The sequence below is a fragment of the Mariniradius sediminis genome (assembly GCF_021491425.1).
In the GTDB taxonomy this organism is placed as follows: domain Bacteria; phylum Bacteroidota; class Bacteroidia; order Cytophagales; family Cyclobacteriaceae; genus Mariniradius; species Mariniradius saccharolyticus.
This window is the reverse complement of the sequence record NZ_JAKEVZ010000002.1, coordinates 141,458-162,381: the sequence shown is the minus strand read 5'-3', so window position 1 is coordinate 162,381 and position 20,924 is coordinate 141,458. Positions and strand designations below refer to the sequence as shown.

Annotated in this window: 10 protein-coding genes; 6 read left to right on the top strand and 4 right to left on the bottom strand. The window is 43.4% G+C overall.

The genetic code is table 11. The annotated features are described in order from the left end of the window. Window positions 1–1,357: 1,357 nt before the first annotated feature. The 4 genes from L0U89_RS03500 to L0U89_RS03485 form a co-directional block, all read right to left on the bottom strand. Window positions 1,358–4,822, bottom strand: coding sequence for a fibronectin type III domain-containing protein (locus L0U89_RS03500; protein ID WP_234860251.1), 3,465 nt, complete (start codon window positions 4,820–4,822; stop codon window positions 1,358–1,360). A gap of 2,117 nt (window positions 4,823–6,939) precedes the next feature. Continuing rightward, window positions 6,940–8,379 carry a pectate lyase family protein gene (locus tag L0U89_RS03495; RefSeq protein WP_234860250.1) on the bottom strand — a complete coding sequence of 480 codons (1,440 nt, stop codon included), beginning with the start codon at window positions 8,377–8,379 and terminating at the stop codon, window positions 6,940–6,942. A 301-nt stretch (window positions 8,380–8,680) separates the two neighbouring features. Then, entirely contained in the window at window positions 8,681–9,796 is a 1,116-nt protein-coding gene (locus L0U89_RS03490) for a glycosyltransferase family 4 protein (protein WP_234860249.1), read from the bottom strand. Window positions 9,797–10,001: 205 nt separating this feature from the next. Beyond that, window positions 10,002–10,991: a glycosyltransferase family 4 protein gene (locus L0U89_RS03485; RefSeq protein WP_234860248.1), complete on the bottom strand. Its 990-nt coding sequence runs from the start codon at window positions 10,989–10,991 to the stop codon at window positions 10,002–10,004. 384 nt (window positions 10,992–11,375) lie between these two features. Between L0U89_RS03485 and L0U89_RS03480 the strand changes: the two genes are divergently transcribed. From L0U89_RS03480 to L0U89_RS03455, 6 genes are all read left to right on the top strand, one after another. Then, a complete protein-coding gene (locus L0U89_RS03480; protein WP_234860247.1) occupies window positions 11,376–12,410 on the top strand; it encodes a DUF354 domain-containing protein in 1,035 nt (344 codons plus the stop codon). 306 nt (window positions 12,411–12,716) lie between these two features. After that, window positions 12,717–13,844: a glycosyltransferase gene (locus tag L0U89_RS03475; RefSeq protein WP_234860246.1), complete on the top strand. Its 1,128-nt coding sequence runs from the start codon at window positions 12,717–12,719 to the stop codon at window positions 13,842–13,844. Between the two features lie 178 nt (window positions 13,845–14,022). After that, window positions 14,023–15,525 (top strand): GNAT family N-acetyltransferase, encoded by a 1,503-nt coding sequence (locus tag L0U89_RS03470; RefSeq protein ID WP_234860245.1) that lies wholly within the window; start codon window positions 14,023–14,025, stop codon window positions 15,523–15,525. A 145-nt stretch (window positions 15,526–15,670) separates the two neighbouring features. Then, window positions 15,671–16,597, top strand: a complete 927-nt coding sequence (locus L0U89_RS03465; RefSeq protein ID WP_234860244.1) for a polysaccharide deacetylase family protein — start codon at window positions 15,671–15,673, stop codon at window positions 16,595–16,597. Between the two features lie 289 nt (window positions 16,598–16,886). Continuing rightward, on the top strand, window positions 16,887–18,527 hold the full coding sequence (locus L0U89_RS03460) for a GNAT family N-acetyltransferase (protein WP_234860243.1): 1,641 nt from the start codon (window positions 16,887–16,889) through the stop codon (window positions 18,525–18,527). A 613-nt stretch (window positions 18,528–19,140) separates the two neighbouring features. After that, window positions 19,141–20,076 carry a UDP-glucuronic acid decarboxylase family protein gene (locus L0U89_RS03455; RefSeq protein ID WP_234860242.1) on the top strand — a complete coding sequence of 312 codons (936 nt, stop codon included), beginning with the start codon at window positions 19,141–19,143 and terminating at the stop codon, window positions 20,074–20,076. Window positions 20,077–20,924: the final 848 nt, after the last annotated feature.

Below are 20,924 nucleotides of genomic sequence, written 5' to 3'. Positions count from 1 at the left end.
TATAATTAAACGATAAAAAATATATATAAAATTAGAATAATTACATTTTGATTATCTTTCTTAAAACGTTAAAATCGATTTCTTTCTATTCGGATAAGAAAATCTACCTTCAATTTGCTTTCCGTCTATTCGAGGTACTTTTTTTCAAAATCTTTAAATTCTGACTAACGTACATAAAAATCCTCAAGTTCCGCTTGTTTGGCTCCATCAGACTGGGTGTCCATTCAGAATCAGTTGGGTCCCTTTGGCGCCGTTAACATACGAAGTCAACTTTTTGAAAGTAAGGAGAATGGTAAATAACGGACATAATGAAACCGAATAGGTGATTACTTTCACCCTTGACCTTTAGGCAAGGATCAATGATTTGCGGTTATTTTGGTTTCGATTACGGGAGTTTGGATGTATCGCATGATGCGCAGTCCAACATGTGGTTTCTGAAAAATTTACTCCGTTGGGCCGGCTAGGACCCTATGTGTCTCGGCTAGGCGTGATTTGCACTTACGCCTTCGTATAAAATTGGCATTTGAAATTCCTCACCATGGTCTGTGTCTTTCCAGACCATTCGTGCTCATTATCCTGCGTTTCCGAACGCAGGATCTTAATCTATTTGAGATACAATCCATTCGAGAAGGGTTGCACCTTTCACTTGAAGATGGCGCCTCCTTCGGGCTGCGCTTTCCTAAATCTGGAACAAGCACCTTCGCCATTAGTGGACTCCCTCTCCTGAAGGAGAGGGCAGGGGAGAGGTCATCACCAAATTTTCCTAACGTCCGCTAGTCCCCGTTTCACGTCCCCCATCTGCTTGGTACATGGTACTTCGTACTTGGTACCCCACTTCCCCAATTTAGCGCTGTTCCTACCTAAATCTGGAACAAGTACCTTCGCCATTGGTGTTCTCCCTCTCCTGAAGGAGTGGGCCGGGGAGAGGTCATCACCAAATCTTCCTGCGGTCCATTTTTTCCCCATCATGTACCCCATCTGCTTGGTACATGGTACTTCGTACTTGGTACCCCACTTCCCCCATTTAGCGCTGTTCCTACCTAAATCTGGAACAAGCACCTTCGCCATTAGTGGACTCCCTCTCCCGAAGAAGAGCGCCGGTGAGAGGTCATCACCAAATCCTCCTGAGCTCCGCTATTTCCCCTTCACGTCTCCCATCTACTTGGTACATGGTTCTTCGTACTTGGTACACAACCTCCTCACTTCCCAACCTCCCAACCTCCAACATCAAAACCATCAACCTTCTTTTCCACTAACTAACAGTCCTGTCGGCTCCTGTCTTATGTCTCGCGTCTTGTGTCTCATGTCTCATGTCTCATATCTCATATCTCACATCTCTCATCCCCATCTCCAACCATCACTTTATCCACACCTGCTTCGTCTCCACAAACCACTCCCCTTGGATACGGAGGAAGTATTTACCCGATGGTATGTTTTGCCCGGAGAAATCCCAGCGCAATTCGTTGCCGACGTTTTCAAATTCGCGCGCCAAGACCAAGGTTCCCCTTGAGTCCAGGAATTGGATCAATACTTTTCCTGAAACAAACTCCGAAAAACTCAGATTGATAAAGTCCGTAGCAGGGTTGGGGTACAGGTTGATGTCGACTCTACGGTATTGGAAGACTTCCGTTTCTTTTTCTTTTTCGATGCTGAATTTCCAAGTTTCGGAGAAGGAAGACTTTTTGGCCCCAAGCGCCTCGATTTTCCAGAAATAGTTTTTGTCCCTTTGCAGGTCAGATACCAGGAGGCTTGTATCGGAAATACTCCTCAAGATGGATTGGCCGGATTTGAAAAGGGAGTCTTGTGACAGATATAGCGTGTAGCTTGTTGCTTCAGCTACAGGGGACCACTTGAACTCCACTTGGTCAGATTCAATCAGCCCATTCTTGGCGGGCGAACGCAATATCGCGGCTGCCAACTGTGGTTCCGTCTCGGTTTTGAAACTGCGAATGCTTGAATAGGGTCCAAATCCCGCGGCATTTCTTGCCCTTACCCGCCAGAAATACACGGTATTGTAGGCCAAATCTTGGAACTGGAAGGAGGTCACGCTGATCCCCTGCGCATTGACCAGGATTTGCTGACTGAAATTGGAACTCAGGGAAATTTGGATTTGGTAGTCATCCGCAGTGGCCACACCTTGCCACTGCATTTGAACGGGTTCTTTTTTCAATACACTGGAATTGCTTGGACTGCTGAGTATCGGCGTGGCAGGAACTGTTAGCGCCTTCTTTGTGGAAAACTCCCATGTCGTGGAGTAATTGCTATTTCCAACAGGGTTGCTCGCCCTGACTCGCCAATAGTAGGTGATGCCTTCAGCCAAGTTGTCTACCTGTAGCTGTGTTGCAGAAATATTGGATATGTCCCGCAGTACTTGGGAGAAATCTCTCACCGTTGCCACTTGCACCCTGTAGGAACTTGCATTCGAAGCTGCTGACCAGCTTAGCAAAACGCTAATGGCTTGGTCAAGCGATTGGTTGTTGGGTGATACAAGCAGAGGGGTACTAGGCGGGTTGAGCGTTTCAAAAGATCTCGCAGCCGAAAACGGACTGCTCCCTGCCTGATTGGAAGCACTGACCCGCCAGAAATAAGTCCCGGCAGCCAATAGCTCAAGTTCGAAGGAAGTGTTTGTAAGGTTGCCAGAATCGTGTATTGGTGAACTGAATTGAGCGTCCTTGGCTACCTGCAACCGGTAATTGCTTGCGTTGGATACCCCTTGCCAAGAAAGCAGGACCTTTCCTGTCGCCACTACCGCATTTGAGCTTGGGCTCGATAGGATCGGAGTAGCAGGTGGCGTTTGCGGTTTTTTGGTCGAAAATTCCCAAATCGGCGAATAGCTGCTGGTTCCTGCCATATTACTTGCCCTGACCCGCCAATAGTAAGTAACCCCTTCCGAAAGGTTATCTAGCTGCAGTTGGGTGGAAGAAATATTGGAAACATCTCTTTGAACTTGAGAAAAGTCTTGGACAGTCGCTACTTGGACCCTGTAGGAACTTGCATTGGAAACCGCCGCCCAGCTTACCAAAACGCTTGCGGATAAGTCAAGAGATTGGTTGTTGGGTGCCACCAAAGTGGGTGGAGTAGGGGGCGCAACGGTTTGGAAAGTCGAGGCTGCGGAAAATGCACCGCTACCCCCTTGATTGGAGGCACTGACCCGCCAATAGTAAGTGCCTGGGTCCTTGACATCGAGTTCGACGGATGTGCCCGGTAAGTTGTACACATCATAAGTGGGAGAATTGAATTGGGCTTCCTTGGAAACTTGAAGCCGGTATTTCTCTGCGCCGGAGACAATATTCCAAGAAAAGGTTGTTTTTCCAACAGGGATCGAACTGTCCTTGGCTGGGGCGGACAAAACGGGTATACCCGGAACCTGAACCGATGTTTTGGTGGTAAAACTCCAAATGGAAGACCAGCCGCTGTTTCCTGCTCCATTGCTGGCCATCACCCTCCAATAATACTTTGTGCCTGATTTGGGTAGGGTGTAAGAAAATTGATTGTCCACAAGGGAACCTTGGTCAACCACCAAAGTGCTAAAGCTGGATGATTCAGATACCTGTACCCGGTAATTGCTGGCAGTGGCCACATCCTCCCATTGAAGTATGCCTGTCAATTCTTGGCCAAGCGCCTGGTTTGCAGGGCTGACCAGGGCTGGAATTGAAGGAGGAAGGTCTTTGATCTCAAATTCGATGCGGTAAGTGGCTCCAACTGATCCACTCCGGTTGGAACCCGAATAGGGAATTGCTTCAATCACATATTTTCCCGCAGGTAACTCTCTACCCTGATATACGCCATCACTGTCACCAAATAAGGTATATGGGGCTGAATTTTCGGTCCTAGTAGCCACTATAGGTCCTGTCAAGCTAAAATACACGCTTCCGATGCTGCTTGGATTTGAATTCGCCCGGACATTCCATGTTTTTCCGACAATCTTTGAGTTGTCTAGGACCATGTTATTGCTGAGTACGCTAAAATCATTGTTGTCTCCTGCGTCCACCAACACCAGACTTACAATACTTGGAAGAGTCGTTTGATTGACCGTGATGGTCGAGGTAGCAGTGAATCCCGCATCGGAAGTTTTGGCACTAATCACCACGCTTCCAGGCGCAATCCCTGTCACCAACCCGCTGCCATTTACCGTAGCAATGGCAGTATTGGAACTGGTCCAAGTAACTTGCTTATTGGAGGCATTACTTGGTTGGATAGTTGAGGTGAGTTGAACGGTTTTTCCGGCATCGATGGTGGCCGTTTTCGGATCTACCGATACACCGGTGACCGCAACAGGCACCACAGGCTCATTTCCGGGCTCCATGATGTGGGCAACCAAACTATTGAGGTAAACTTCCAAGTTGGTGTATTGCGAATCTAAATTGTAGCCATTGGGATTATAAGTGTTGGGATTCAACCCGCGTTCGGTTTCCCAAGCATCCGGCATCCCATCCCGGTCTGTGTCCTTGGGAGCAGGAAGCGATTGCAGCACCGGCCAGCCTCCCACATCGTTTTGGCTGTCGATGATGCCGAGTAATCCGGTTTTTGATCCTTTGTAGGTAGTTGTCCCTGTCCGCACCTCTTGTACGATCCTTTTGTCTACCGCATCCCTGACCAAACTCGCTCCAGCATTTGCAAGCACGGATTCATAGGCCTCGTCCGCAGACCGGGTTGTTGAGTAAATACCAGCCGGAATAGCGAATGGCACGAGCTTTCCATTGTTGTCTCTGTTTTTGCAGAGTTCCAAATAGGACTCGGTTTTTGATGTACTTTCAAGCCATACTCCAGCCCATTGATTCGTGCTGATTTCGGACCGGCCTTCGAATTTGTTGCCTTCCAAATAGAATTTGCCATAAGTACTTGGGTCGTCATCATTCGAACTAGGTCTTAGGAAAAATTTGGTAGAATTTCCCCCTCTTACAAAACTTGCAGGCCCCGGTTTATAATAGTTTGCTATTATATTAACGGTACATGTTGCGCCTCCTTCAGTTGCGCGCAACCCCCAATTGTAGAATACATTGTTTCTTAGGTCGATTATCCCTCTTAATCCGAGGTCAGTCAAAGCGGGTAACCTTTGCATTAGGTTTGTCATAAGATTATTAGAAAATGTAACTCCGTTTCCACCTAACAAGGAACCGTAGGAGTGAGGATTCGGATTCGTTGTAGCTGCATCTCTGAGTCCTTCAGAGATTATTGAGTTTTGGATCGTTACATTTTCCGAATCCTTTATTGAGCAAACCTCATCAGTTCCCCATGAAAAGGAGCAGTGGTCAATAATGTAATCTTTCCCCCCTTTTGCTTCAAAGGAATCCTGATCTTCACCGAATAAATCGCCTGTTCTAAATCTTATGAACCTAATTATTACATTATTCTTTTCGAGAATGCGGAGCGGAAAATTGGAAATTGTGATTCCATCCCCTGGCGCTGTTTGACCCGCAATTGTCAAATTACCATCTCCAACATCAAGCCTACTTTTAAGGGGAATAATGCCCGAGACTTCAAAAACAACTGTTCTCGAACCTTTAGCTTCTACTGCCTCCCGTAAACTTCCGGGGCCCGAGTCATTGAGGTTGGTGATGATAAATACTTTTCCACCACGTCCTCCGGTGGTGTATTTACCAAAACCTTCCGCTCCGGGAAACGCAGAGATTTGCTGTTGGGCAAGGGAATTGATCGCCAATAAAAGGCCAATAATTGAAAATAGGGCAGATTTCATCTTGTACTAGGGCTTGATCCCGTCCTTTTTGGAAGGGAAAATTGTTTACTCCGGCTAAACCCGCGGCGTTCCAAAAAATCCAATTCAAACTGTTAAAAAGCCTAGGGGGTGATTAAGCCTTTATTTTTGGATTTTTGAGGCAGAAAATTTGGAAATCAAGATATCAAAACCAAAGGCTAAATTCACAAAACAGATTTTAAGCGAATTCAGGCAAAAAATTGGGGATAAATGTAAACCTGTTTGTGTAGGTATAATAAGAAAATTGGTTACTTTCTCGCTATCCTGGGTCACTAGGTCTCTATCAGATCCAGGTTGTGCCGCTTTTCCAAAAGCAGAATGGAATAAATAAGAAAACTGTCTCGACATTCCCTTTAAATTGAGCGAGGTATATTTGCCCATACCCTCTCTTTGACATCCCGAGGCACGAGGGATCTATATCCGAAAAGCTATGCTGCTTTTCCAAAAGCAACACCGAACCCACAAAAAAATAGTCCCGACCTTTTTTAAATTGGCGTACTTAAAAGGCCATTCCCTCTCTTTGCCATCCCGAGTTTTTAAAATTTGGCATTTACAGAAAGGCAATGACAGCCGCGTCCCGTCATGCTGAACCGTAGCTTGCGGATCCCGACAGCCGTACGGGAGAAGCATCTCCTGAATTACGGCGACCCTTCTCCACGATAACAATCGGGACCTCAGGGTGACGCCCGACACTTTGTCATTGGTAGGCACGAGGGATCTATTTCCAAACAGATATGCTGCTTTTTCGAAAGCAGCATCCACTCCAAGCGGAATTGTCTTTCCAAACCCAGAGATAAGCTGAATTTTTGCCATTCCCGTCCTTTTGCCATCCCGAGGCAAGAGGGATATATAGTCTTTCCCCAAATATTTCACTGCCTTTACAAAATCCGGTCGATCTAGATTGCCATCATCAAAAAAATTGCGTAGGCATGCAAAATTGGTTTCGGTGTTTGACCATTTGGAAATTCAAAAGTGATTAACGCCAAGTATCTGGTTGATCATCCATCTTAACCCTGAAAACCCACCGCCCAATCAAATTCCACGGTATAATCGCCATTTCCCCAAAACTGCCTTTTTTTAATTGTCCAATCTTCCAATTTTCAAATCTTCAGATTCCTATCTCATCAAATCGATAGAGTTAAGCGAATTACGCGTACCTATCCCGATACCAGTCTTGTATCTTGCTTCTTGCATCTTGTGTCTTATCCCGCTATTATCGGGACTCACTTCTCCATTATATGCGCCACCAAGCTATTCAAATACACCTCCAAATTGGTATAGTTAGGATCCAAATCGTAAAAACGGTCATCTCTGCGTTCGGGATTGAGCCCTTTTTCGATTTCCCATGCATCGGGCATCCCATCCCGGTCCGTATCGATTGGAGCGGGGAGGGATTTAAGAGTGGGCCAACCGCCAACGTCCTGCTGACTATCAATTATGCCTTTAAGACCAGACTTTGAACCTGTGTATGTATTTGTACCCGAAAACACTTCTGAAATTATTCTTTTGTCAACTTGATCCCTTGACGAGCTTGATCCCGAGTTCATTAATACTTCTGAGAAGCATTCCTTTGCGGAGTACTTTTTTACGTAAAGTCCTTCTTCAATTTTAAACTGAACTTCTTTTGCTTCATTATCTTTATTTTTAACTAATTCTAGTAGTAATTTGGTTTTTTCGCTATTTTCGAGACGTACTCCCAGCCATTGATTAGCAAGAAGATCTTCCCTTCCCTCGAGGTAGTTCTCCTGTAGATAAAAAGTTCCATATGCGGAGTCATTTTTTTCTAATGAAGTTGGCCACAAAAAGGCCCGATCAACTAATTGGTTTTTGGGTCGTGCTTTCGTAGCGGGTCCAGGTTTGTAATAATTTCCAACCAGATTAGCTTTCGCTTTAGCACCATTATTCGTCGCCCGAAATTCCCAATTGTAAAAAACATTATTTCTGATATCAAGAATCGAAGATTCTTTCGCAATAGAGGGCATTCGAATAATGAAATGGCACATCAAATTCATGAAAAAGCTGACATTTCTTCCCCCAACGATTCCTCCGTACGAATGAGGGAAATCTTTACCATATTTAGTGGCATCATTGATGCCCTCAGAAATAATGCAGTTTTGAACAGTTGTATTGGAAACGTCATACACAGAACAAGTTTCATCTAAACCCCAGGAAAACGAGCAATGGTCAATTATCAAATTATCACATCCTGACCTCGCCTCAAAGGCATCCCCAATTTCATCTCCCAAGTCCCCTAACCGAAATCGTAGAAAGCGAATAATGATGTTGGATTTTCCAATGATTCGAAATGGATAATTTTGAATGGTAATACCATCCCCGGGTGCTGATTGCCCGGCAATAGTCAAATTTCCATCCCCGACGTTTAATCGGCTTTTCAGCTCTATGTTGCCAGATACTTCAAACACCACGGTTCGTGGCCCCTTGGCCTCTACCGCCCAGCGCAGACTTCCAGGGCCACTGTCATCGAGGTTAGTTACAATGTATACCATGCCACCTCTACCACCACTGGCATATTTTCCAAATCCTTCTGCTCCGGGGAATGCTATTTGGCGCGGCTCATTTTTCTGGGGAATGTATTGATCCCGACAAACTATTGAAATCAGGAAAATGAATGGAAAATAAAAAAGATGGATTAGTTTAAGCATGGCCATATGATTTTTACTGAATTTATTTCTTGGATAGTCCATTTATTGTCTGGACTGGGCACTTTCAAATATGGCATAGAATTATTGGACTAGAACTGCTAAAGTTAATATTGTATTTAATTTTCAGATCTTTTTGCATCCCAAATTGATATTAAAAAACCAGTTTATTGGCTCCGAAATTATCAGAGAGAATCATATTTATCGAAGAATAATGGATTAAGTTCTTGAATTTTAAAGTCACATTAGGGTAATAAGATTAACTTTCTTAACCTTTTTCGTCTCAAGTACTCTTTTGACTCCATCAAGAATGGTCGCCTAAGAAATGAAGTAGTTTTTTTCCCAATGCCAGATGGTCGTGATTTTCCGCCACGTAGTCCAAGCAATTTTTTGAAAATTCTAAATATTTACTGTTATCTAAACCTTTTAGGAGTCGCTGCAAAGACGGTGGATTATCATATATATACCCCAGGTTGAAATTGGAAATTATTCCGTCGGGATTCACGTTGTTGGTACTTAAAATCGGCGTTCCCGTGCACATTGCTTCTAAAAATGTATTGCTGAAGCCTTCATATCGGGAGGTATTCAGTAGGAATTTCGCACCTTTGAAAAAATCCATAATCTCGTCCCGTGGGATGGTACCAACGAGCTGAACGTTTGGTAACGCCTCCAATTTTGGCAAATAGCTGGCTGTTTCTTGATCTAAAGGATACATCGGCGCCCCAGCAACTAAGAATTTTTCATTCTGCAGAAGCTTGGCGATTTCGAAAAGCAGCTTAAGATTCTTCTGGTACCTGAAGTTCGCTACCCAGGCGATATAGCCTTTAGAGGAATTTTTAGGGATCAAAAGTGCCTTATCCAAAACCGTTGGATTGATAAGCTGAATAACCTTTTGCCGGGGATACTTCATCTTCAATCTTTGTGATTGGTATGTATTTTGGGTCATAATATAATCACAATACCGAAATCCCAAGGAAATAAAAATTTGTTCAAATGTGCTATGGGTTAGTTTGATGCGATCATCCAACATGTTGTCATTCGCAATTCGAATGACTTGTTTCGATCCAGCGATCCTACATAAAATCGCATGAAAAGGCGCGCTCCAAGCAGGTATAGATTCAATCACAAAATCTGGCTTAATCGTCCGCAATGCTTTTAGGAGTTTTGGGAAACGATAGTACAGGTACCGAAGCATAGGAATACCTTTATTGGAATGGTAGACCTTGCAAGGTTTGATCCAATCGAATTCTGGACGTATTTTTCTGTTGTCATCTTCATTTCTGAACAAAACAATCGTGTGCCCCAATTCATGTAAGGCCTGCATCCAAACCTGTGTTGCAACGACGGCACCGCCCATTGGCTTCCCGCCTTCCACAATCAGTTCAATATTCTGCCCTTGCATAAAAAAGAATGTTGCCATAAACTCCGAATTGAAAATGGTGCGAAAATTAGGTGATTAAATCGTTAATTGTTGGGATTTGAGCGAACTCGTTCCTGGATTTATACGCCGCCTTGGAAAAAAAAAAGCATAAAGTTCGGTTTTGTCCCAGAATTTGACTGCCTTGTTGTCTTTTGCCTTTTTTCTCAGTTGACCCTAATGTACAATAGTAAAATTTGTCAAACATTCACTTTTCTCCAATACTCTCCTCGTAAATCCACTTGATTTTATTTGCGACAATTTGGGAATCAAATCCCATGTCATCTATGCGCTTCCTTCCCCTGATTCTCCCGGATGCCTTTGAGAACGCGATGGCTTCTTCCAATTTTTCAGAAAATCCAACTGAATCATAGGGGCCCATAAAGCAGCCATCGATATCCGCGGTCGTGATGCTGACGTCGCCGACATATGTCGAAACAATGGGACAATTGCAACAAAGTGCTTCCTTGACCACATTGGGAGAACCCTCATGGAAGGAAGTCAACACCAATGCCGTGGCAGCGCTGTAGTAGTATTTGAGATTTTCGCTTTTCTCCTGAAAGACGGCATGGAGCTGGACCCGATATCCTTTTTCCTTGAGCAAATTTACTGCCTCATCAGCCAAAGGGAAATTCTTTTCCGGTCTTTCAGGGTTCGAGATGAAGACAAAATGATGAATATCCGAATCCCATTTAAGAAACTGAATGGCCTCGCTTTTTGACACCTCGTAGAACAGGCTTGTATCCACACCATTGGAAAGGATATAGGTAGGGTTCTTCCTTTTGGATAAAATATCCTTCATGATTTGGTTCATGACGATGGCTTTTTCATATACATGATTCGCGAAGTAATGATTGATCCACAAAATCAACTTATTCTTAAAGGATATGCTGCCATCCTCGTTTTTGTGTCCCAAAATATCCGTACCCATCAGGGTGACGACCAACGGAATCTTTCCTTTTGCGAGTTGTGCCACCACGCAGCTAAATCCGAAATGGGCATGAATCAAGTCAACAGGATGGGTTTTTAAATGCCTTCTCAGCTTGAAAACATTCTTAAGATACCCAGGAAAGCCGTTTCCAAAAATTAAGAAATGTTCAATTTCAACACCTACTTTTTCCAAGCTTTCTGCTTGCAGTCTGATGATGGGGTTTAAACCTTGCTTTCGGTTTCCACTCGATACAAATAAAATCCTCATTGATTTTTTAGGTGATTAGCACACTGTTGCGTTTGTGAGATAGAAGCAGTAAATCACTTGGGCGATTTATTTTAGCCGAATAATTGATGCTGACAAATTCAGAAATACAAACCCAAACAATTCTGCCCGGTCGTTTATAACCACAAAAAGATTTGGAAATGAAGGACCAAAATTATTCTTTTGAATTCAAAATGCAAGGCTTGATTTATTCGCATACAACTTGAATTTTATATTTTCTACCCAAAAAAGCCAAAAGACGATTTTCTGATTAGAAGTGTTTAAAGATTATAATCCCGCACAGCGTTGAAAACACCTCCTCTGTAGAAATTTACATCGGCACCTAAAAATCAACTAGAATAATAGTAGTTCATTCGTTTTCACATTATGAGAATCTTAATCGATATCAACCATCCCGCACATGTGCACTATTTCCGCAATTTTTATAAAATCATGTCCAGTGAAGGGCATGAGATTTTAGTTGTGTCGAGAAATAAGGAGATAGAGCACAAGTTGTTGGATCACTACGGTATACCATTTGTCAGTAGGGGGAAAGGCAAGGATGGAAAAATCGGAAAGTTCATTTACATGTTGTACGCAGATTGGACACTGTGGAAGCTTGCAAGAAATTTTAGACCGGATATATTTCTCAATTTCCTCCATCCATATCCATCTCAAGTTGCAAAACTACTGGGTAAGCCGAGTTTGGTATTCAGTGATACCGAACATGCCAAGCTACACCACCAACTGACAATTCCCTTTGCGACAAAAATCTTTACTCCAGCCTGTTACCGAATTGATTTGGGGCCAAAGCAGGTCAGGTTTCCAAGTTATATGGAGTTATCCTATTTACACCCCAATTATTTTACTCCAAATCCGGATGTTTTGAAAATATTGGGTGTGGAAAAATCGGAAAAATTTGTCATTTTTCGGTTTGTTTCTTGGGCGGCAGCACATGATTTCGGGCATACTGGGATGAGTTTGGAAAACAAGCGGAAAGCTGTACAGCTTGTTTCTAGCTACGCGAAAGTATTCATATCGTCAGAAAAGGAATTGCCCTCGGACCTTGAACAATTCAGGATCAGGATTCCGGTTCACCAGATGCATGATTGCATAAGTTTTGCCTCTCTGTTGTTTGGGGAAAGTGCGACGATGGCATCCGAGGCAGCAGTCTTGGGAACCCATGCAATATTCTTGGACAACGATGGGAGGGGCTATACTGACGAAGAGGAGGAAAGATTCGATTTGGTTTTCAATTTCACGGAAAGCGCCGAAGACCAGGAAGCAGCAATTCAGAAGGCTTTGGCCCTGTTGTCCAGATTTAATTTGAAGGAAGAGGGACTTGCCAAGCAAGCCAAATTGCTGCGTGAAAAGATCGACACAACAACATTTATGATCGAGCAGGTAGAACGGTTTGCTTGATGATGTTGGACGAAACCGACCTTTAAGAATCGCCCACTTTACCGGAACCACCTAAATGTTTTTTGACCATTAGGATGGTTGGCTTGAAAGGTAGGAGTGTGTATTGTTGATCTTAGCTTTTCAAAATTTTAGAAAAAAGATATGGGTATTGTATGTCCTTGCTCCTGAACTGATATGGATAGTTTGAACAAGAGAATCGACTTAGTCCGAAAATCCCAATTGTAACAGTAAATCGAGTGTCACAATTTTCACCAAAATTTGGAATAGTTATTGCAGCCGATAGTACAATGATAACAAATTTATAGGATGAAAGCCGAAAAAATTAAGATATTATTTTTTATTGGAACGTTAAGCTCAGGAGGTAAGGAAAGGAGGCTTTTGGAATTGATGACCTACCTGGATCGTTCCGAAAAATATTCCATGTTTCTGGTAACTAAACAAACAGAAGTTATGTTTGAGAATTTTCAGAAATTAAGAGTCGAATGGGTCTCCCTTTCTACTAAAAAGCTTACGCTTGGTTCTTTTTTTGAGTTTTTTAGGATTGCGAAGGAAATCAAACCGGATTTTGTTCATACCTGGGGTTCTAAACAAACGCTGATAGCACTTCCATACCACGTGATTTTCAAAGGTTCGAAGTTGGTAAACTCCCAAATAACTTCTGCGCCTCCAACAATTCCTCCAAGTGAAAGGCTCATCGCAAAAATTAATTTTCACTTCTCAGATGTGATACTTTCCAATTCAATTGCTGGTATAGATGCCTATGGGCCTCCGACAGAAAAGGCTTTGGTGATTTATAATGGATTGAACTTGAATCGGTTTGAGCATCTTCCGGATAAGGCAGCGATTCGAGATAAGTTCGATATTAGGACCAAATATGCTGTTATCATGGTCGCTACCTATTCTAAAAACAAAGATTACGAACGTTTCTTCTCCGTGGGAAAAGCACTCTCCAAATTAAGAACAGACACTACCTTTGTTGGTGTTGGTTTTTTTGGGGATGATGGTACGATTTTCAGAAACATGTCAAGGGTCTGTGAGGGTAACGATTTTTTGCGCCCAATTCCTGGAACGAAAGAAGTAGAGGCTTTGGTGAATGCTTGTGACCTCGGTGTTTTGTTTTCAAATGCAAAGGTTCATGGCGAAGGCATCTCCAACTCCATTATTGAGTATATGGCCCTGGGCAAGCCGGTGATCGCAAATGACGCGGGTGGTACAAGGGAAGTGGTTTTGAATGATTGGAATGGTTTTCTGTTCGATGAAGAATCGGATTCCTTTATTGCAGCTAAAATCGACAGTTTATTGAATAGTCCTGAAAAACTTGCTTTAATGGGCTTGAGGTCAAAAGAAAAGATAATGAACGAATTCACGCTTGAAAGAATGGGGGCGGAGTTTGAAAAGGTTTACAACAATTGTCTTTTTAGGCAAAAATCATAACTTTGTCTCGCAATGAATCACCCTTGAGAATTCTACTGGATTGTAATTATCAACCTTGCGTGGGAAGTATAGAAATCTGAGTTAGGCGATTTTGGCATAATGAACGTCAATTGAATTCTAAAAAAGGAAATCTATCTTGAAAAAATAATTCAATAGTTTTTTATTCTAAACCAATCACATGCATCAAGATTCTTCCGTGCGCCATTCTTTGAAAATTGAAACAAGCATCTTGCAAGGCGAGGCCGCGATTACAGTTTTGGAAGAGGCCGCTTTCAAGAGTCAATGGAAAAAACTCGTGATGCATTCAGGTTTGGGGAGTGTTTTTCAAGCGCCAAACTTCGTATTGCCTTGGTATAAGGAAAATATCCGGGATTTTTTCCCGGTTGTCGTCACTGCCTACGCGGGATATCGTTTGGTAGGCTTATTGACCTTGGCAAGGAAAATTCACCACAAACAGGGTACGCTTGAAAAAAGGCTGGTAGGAGCAGGTAATTATTATGCATTGTACCAATCATGGTTGGTGGAGAAGCCTTTTTCCCAAGAATTTTGGAACAAGGGTATCAAACGTCTTTTACATGAAATACCCGGTTGTGTAATCAATTTGAAGTCAATCCATCATCAAGGTATTATTCAGGACCTGACACAACTTTCTGATTTTAGGAAACATACCGTTGTTGAGAAATTTTTGAATCCCGTGTTGGACTTCAGGGAAGAGGATTATGATAGGATTTTTGCAAAACGCCATTTCAAGTCCAAGATCAACCGATTGAATCGTGCAGGTAATGTTGTATTCGAAAAGATTACATCCCAACAACGGCTGGCTGAGGTCTTCCCGACAGTAGCGAAATTCTATGCTTTGAGACAGGGTGCAGCGTTCAATAAGATACCTTTTGAAAACAATGATCAGGCTTTAAGCATGTTTGCTGCATGGTTGTCAGACGGAGTTTTGCACATGACTTGCCTGTGGTTGGATGGCAGTCTGATGGGATCGATCATCATGGTCAATGATTTTGGAAAAACCGGACATTTGGCCGGCTTGATAGCCTATTCGCCCAGCCATGCCAAGTTTTCGCCAGGATTGGTACAACTTTACCAGCATGCCATGTTGTTGAAGGAAGAAAATTTTCAAAATATGAAGTTGTCTCCGGGGTACGACGCCTATAAAGATCGTTTCTCCAACAAAAATGAAGAAATTTATGAGTTGATGATCTCTAACAGTAAATTCCAGTTGATAAAAAGGAGACTGAGGATCAGACTGAGGAACATATTACTGTCCAGAGGCATCCGCCCTATGGAATTGGAAGTCGAATGGAGTAAATGGCGCTCGAAGATGAGAAACCTACCCAGGAAATGGCTGCGAAAAATCAATCCAAGATCAATTACAGTTGTAGAATTGCTACAAAGAATGGAATATTTTAAAAATTCTAGCAACGTAAATGAAGTTTATTTTGGGCGAAATGAATTGGATCAATTGCTTTTAGTAGATGACCAAACCTTTGAACTTGCGAGATGGGAATTTCTGGACGATGCCTTAAAAAGACTTGAAGAAAATCAACATTTTTTTGCTTTCAAGCAAGACAATCGGCTTTTGGGCTGTGTTTGGTATACGGGTGAACTAGTATCTTCTCCGAAAGACCTTGTCGAAAAACAAAAACATGTTTCAAAGGTTTTTCTCACATAGGTTTTGAGAGGGTCTGGTCAACCTGGTATTCAGGTTTTTGTGTTCTATGTCTGTTTATCATCTTCCAGTGAGATAGATTTTCAGCAAAACCTAAAAAATTTGTTTTTTCATACTTTTTTTGGATTTTCGCATTACAATACGCAAAATGAAATTACCCAATACCGTTATCAATTTCCATGTGATTCAGAACTCCCGTTGGATGGAAGAAATACTTCGGGTATTGCTGAGATTTTACAACATGGTCAGTGCCAAAGATGTGGAGAGGTTCTATTTCGGGGGTTTGGATTTGAAGAATGCCTGCCACATTACCGTGGATGACGGAGATATCAGCGTGTATACCCATCTTTTTCCGTTAATAAAAAAGTACAATATCCCAATTTCCATTTATGTTTCGCCGATGGCAGTGATGACGGGTAGAAACTTTTGGTTTCAGGAGATCGATGGCTATGATCTCAAACTTTTTTTGGGGTACTACAACAAAAAGTACAAACAAAAACACGTTTTTGAGGGTAAATACCAAGTCTATGCATTAGTCAAATCCTTGCAATTAAAGGAGATACATCAACTTATAGTTGGCTATAAGCATGCCTATGGAATCCCGGATAAACCGCGTCGTTGCATGACCTTGGAACAGTTGCTTGAATTGAAGGCTTCGGGCTTGGTGGATATCGGTGCCCATACCATGCACCATCCGATTTTAAGGAATGAATCATTAGCTACGGTCCGTGAGGAGATTCAACAGTCAATCGAGAAGTTGGGAGAAGTATTAGGGGAGGAAATAAAGTACTTTGCCTATCCGAACGGTGTCCCCGTAATCGACTTTGGAAATCGGGAGATGGATGTTTTGAGGGACTGCGGCATCAAACTCGCCTTTTCAACCCAGGCCAAGAGCTTCACTGTCAATGACCATCCCTTAAGCGTACCAAGAAGGGGCATCACCAAAGGCGGTCCCATGTTTGTTTTGGCAAAATTGGCCTTGGGCGATAAATGGGAAGCTCTCAAACGATTGCTCAAGGGGAAGCAAGAGCCGGATTTTAGGCTCGGAAAAGAGGGAAACGGTAATTCGCAATAGTGCCCTGATTTTTGGATCCTTAATATTGGCGGCTACAACGGATACTTATTTCAAACTAAAATACCACTTGTAAGAAATGTTTATATTGACAAGAAAATCAACTGCTTGGGAGTCTACAAAACGGGTACCTGCAAAATGATTCCGGACGTTTAATCTCTTTCATGGATTTTTGACCTTCATTTTCCTATAATGTCTTATTTTGCGCTTGTCAAAGGCGAGACTCTAAACGAACACCTAAACGTTTTCTTTTTCTCGACTTACTGACATTTTTAAAAAATTGTTGCCACAAATGGGTGAAGTAAAAATCTATGGAGACCGGGTTTCGAAATCCCTAACCATGAACCAAGATTTCTTGGCTTCATGGAATGAACTGTGGATAAAATGCCCCTGGGCTACCATTTTTCAGTCTTCGGATTTCCTCTTGACTTGGTTTGATTGTTTTCCGGATTACAAACCTACCTTCATCACCGATTGGGATGGGACATCCATGACGGGACTTTGGGTATTGACGGAGGTCGATGGAACATTTTTAGCGCCAGGATTTGATTTGGCGGAGTACCAGGTTTGGTTGTCAACCTCGGAAAAACAAGCTGGTTTTATCGAAGCCGGATTGAAGGTTTTCAGTAGAGTTTTTCCCACGCATTCGATTTACCTAAAATACATACCCAATCCAACGCCTTTGGGCGTATTTGGGAAAAGTACATTCCTGAAATCCAGAACGGTATGGAGACCCTACCAACAGCCTTTGATGCTGGTGGAAAAGGCTTTGCTTCAGGAGGAGTTGAAGAAAAAAAACCGCAAGGAAAAAATCAACCGCCTAAAACGTTTGGGTAGCTTGGGTTTCCGCAAGACGATCGATTTGGAAACCTTCAAATCCCAAATCGATGAAATGGCTTTGCAAAGTGATTTTAGAAGAGGGGCCTTGTACAACAAGACTTTTTTTCACGACGAGCCCCTGCGGAAGGAATTTTTGTTGCGGCTTTTTGCCTTGGGCCATGTGCATGTGACGACGCTGTCCGTGGACGACACACTAATTGCCTCCAATGCAGGCATTATGGGCCCAAATGTGGTGCACTTACAAGGAATCAACAGCCACTCCCCATTTTACTCGAAGCATTCCCCAGGAATCCTGCATTTTTTGATGTTAGGTGTAGCACTCGCGGAAGAAGGAATACCTGTTTTTGACCTGACACCGGGAGGTGCGGATGGCTATAAATCCATTTTGGCCAACAGGCAGGAAACGGCTTATGAATGGTGGTTTGGTCCCCGGCCCTTTGCTTTCAAAACAAGGACTATAGAGTCACTCAAATTCAAGATTAAAACCCGTTTGGAGCAAAAGCCGATTTTTGGACTCGATTGGCAGGGCTTTCAGGACAAAATCCAAACCTCCAGGTCAAATATCAAGAAGTGGACAAGGGTTTTACGGGCAAAGCCATCGTATGCAACCCATTTTTTGAATGAAATCAAGGACAAAGGTGCAGATTTAGATGCAACAGGGGAACTACGGTCAGCCGCGCCTACCACCGAGATTTCAGCACTGAAAATCGAAAAAAACCGGATTCAGGATTTGTTTTATTGGCAGGAGGAAAAGGCAGGAATTCCGCGCAACGAATTGTTTTTGGATTGCCTCAACCGGATCGAATTTGGGCAGCAAATGTTTACCGTGATGGAAGGGGAGAGTCTAATCGGGATTGCTTGGTTCGTCCCTTCGGATGCCAAAATGCACGCCCAGGAAGCCAGGAATCAATCATCCGAAAGGCCACCCATCATGCTGTGTTCCTGCTATCAATTGGGTAGGGAGAAGGACATAATGGCCTTGCTGCATGAAGTCCTTTCCGAAGTGCCCGCAGACCTACAGCCAAAAGTCCGGTTCCAATTTTCCCCCAAGCAAAAGAGCCTGCAAGCCCTCATTCTCCGCAGCCAAGCATGATTCATGATCATGTTGTCCTACTTTTCCCTCGGCTAGGCGTGATTTGTAATTACGCCTTCATATACTTTGGAATTTAAAATTCCCATTCATGATCATATTATCCTGCTTTTCCGAAAGCATGATTCCCATACCTTTTATGCTGCCATTCCAAATCCATCCGGATTGATTCGCCACCAGTAACCCAATAACTTTTTAACCTTTTAACCTTCCAACTTCCCAACATCCCAGTCCCCCTCTGGGCTCGTGAGGCAAACGGGTACCGGCAAGCTACAATCAAAACGCCTCTACGCGGCTGAAAGGCCACGAATGATCGAATTCCAATGCTTGACGCGTTTTTAATCGGTTTTGACCATCTTTCCCAATAAACCAATATGCTCCTTTTCAGAAACCACAGTATCCTTTCATAGCTCTGATCTAAAAACCTTTAAACAATAAAACTTTTCAACCTTTCAACCTTTCAACCTTTTTACTTTTTAACCCAATAACCCAATAACCCAATAACCCAATAACCTCACCAGTCTACCTGCCTAATCCAAAAATCACATTTTCCCACGCCATCAAAAAATTGCAGATTGACAAAAATTCCCTTTCTTTGCTACTTTTAGGAATAGCCATGAAAAGAATTTTGGTTTCCGGCGGTGCCGGTTTTTTGGGTTCGCATTTGTGCGAACGCCTGTTGAATGAAGGCAATGAGGTCCTATGTGTCGACAACCTTTTTACTGGAAGAAAAGTAAATGTCCACCACCTGATGGACAACAAGCGGTTCGAATTTCTACGACATGACGTTACCTTTCCTTTGTTTGTGGAGGTCGACCAAATTTATAACCTAGCTTGCCCGGCCAGCCCGATCCACTATCAGTTTGACCCGGTGCAGACCACCAAGACCTCTGTCATCGGGGCTATCAATATGCTGGGTTTAGCAAAGCGATTGAAGATTAGAATCTTGCAGGCCAGTACTTCGGAAGTGTATGGTGATCCGGAGATCCACCCTCAACCAGAGTCTTACAAGGGATCGGTCAATACGATAGGCATTCGAGCATGTTATGACGAAGGCAAGCGTTGCGCCGAAACCCTGTTTTTCGATTACCACCGCCAGCACAAGGTGGATATCAAGGTCATGCGGATTTTCAACACATATGGCCAAAGGATGCACCCCAATGATGGCCGTGTGGTCAGTAATTTCATTATGCAGGCACTCAGGGGAGAGGATATCACCATATTTGGCGACGGCATGCAAACCCGGAGTTTCTGTTATGTGGACGACCTGATCGAAGGCATGTACCGCCTGATGAATTCCAGACCAGGCTTCACGGGTCCCGTAAACATCGGAAACCCCGGTGAATTCACCATGTTGGAGTTGGCGGAGAAGGTCCTCCAAATTACGGGAAGCAAGAGCAAGCTCAAGTTTTTGCCTTTGCCACAAGATGACCCCATGCAGCGTCAGCCGGTAATTGACTTGGCCAAAAAAGAACTCGGTTGGGAACCTAAAGTCCAGTTGGAAGAAGGCCTTACGAAAACCATCGCCTACTTCAAGCACGCGATTTCATAGTTATTTGGATTTCACAAAATAGAGATGCTGGCCCTGAGCTTTTGGCCAGCATTTTTTTATCCCGGTTTTCCTGCTTTTCCGAAAGCGGGATTTCGAATATGCTAGGCCTGATTTGAAATCACGCCTTCTTATAAAGCGGAATTTGTAATTCCGCAACTGATGCCGCCCCTTCAGGGCTTGGGGGAGAATTGCCTTCCATTAGCGAAGGGCTGCACCCTTCGCTGTAGGATTGCGCCCCTTCGGGGCTCATTCACCTAAATCTGGACAAAATGCTTTTTTTGACGGCGCGGGGGAGAGAAAGTCCGCCTGGCCGGCCAGTTCTTTGTGGGTAGGCCTAGGATCGGACTTTGTTGTCCCCGTTATCCTGCTTTTCCGAAAGCAGGATCTTCATACCTTTTATGTCGCCGTTCCGTATCCAGCCGGACAGATCCGCACCAATAACCCAATACCCAATAACCCAATACCCAATAACCCAATACCCAATAACCCAATACCCAATAACCTCACTACCTCCCAAACTTTTAACCTTCTAACCCAATAAACCAGTAACTCAATAACCCAATAACTTTTTTACCTTAGATCAGACCGGCATTAACCTACCACCAAAGCTTTACCAGCCTACTAGCAAAGTAATAACAGTCTAGGTGCAAAGCAGTACCAAAGTAGTACCAAACTAGGGGATAGCTAGACCTTACTTCTGGGTCTTCGGCATAGTCCGTGTCTTTAGATATCATTCACCTGTCCTGATTTTCCGAGTCAAAGAGTATCGATTCGCCTCCAATAACTTCATACCCAAATAACCTGATAACCTTTGTACATCCCAAAATCCCAAAATCCCAAGATCCCAA

Bases quoted from the DNA above. Each gene is read 5' to 3' on its own strand.
- L0U89_RS03490 (WP_234860249.1), bottom strand. From the start codon at position 9,796: ATGGCAACATTCTTTTTTATGCAAGGGCAGAATATTGAACTGATTGTG.
- L0U89_RS03495 (WP_234860250.1), bottom strand. From the start codon at position 8,379: ATGCTTAAACTAATCCATCTTTTTTATTTTCCATTCATTTTCCTGATT.
- L0U89_RS03485 (WP_234860248.1), bottom strand. From the start codon at position 10,991: ATGAGGATTTTATTTGTATCGAGTGGAAACCGAAAGCAAGGTTTAAAC.
- L0U89_RS03480 (WP_234860247.1), top strand. From the start codon at position 11,376: ATGAGAATCTTAATCGATATCAACCATCCCGCACATGTGCACTATTTC.
- L0U89_RS03455 (WP_234860242.1), top strand. From the start codon at position 19,141: ATGAAAAGAATTTTGGTTTCCGGCGGTGCCGGTTTTTTGGGTTCGCAT.
- L0U89_RS03460 (WP_234860243.1), top strand. From the start codon at position 16,887: ATGGGTGAAGTAAAAATCTATGGAGACCGGGTTTCGAAATCCCTAACC.
- L0U89_RS03475 (WP_234860246.1), top strand. From the start codon at position 12,717: ATGAAAGCCGAAAAAATTAAGATATTATTTTTTATTGGAACGTTAAGC.
- L0U89_RS03470 (WP_234860245.1), top strand. From the start codon at position 14,023: ATGCATCAAGATTCTTCCGTGCGCCATTCTTTGAAAATTGAAACAAGC.
- L0U89_RS03465 (WP_234860244.1), top strand. From the start codon at position 15,671: ATGAAATTACCCAATACCGTTATCAATTTCCATGTGATTCAGAACTCC.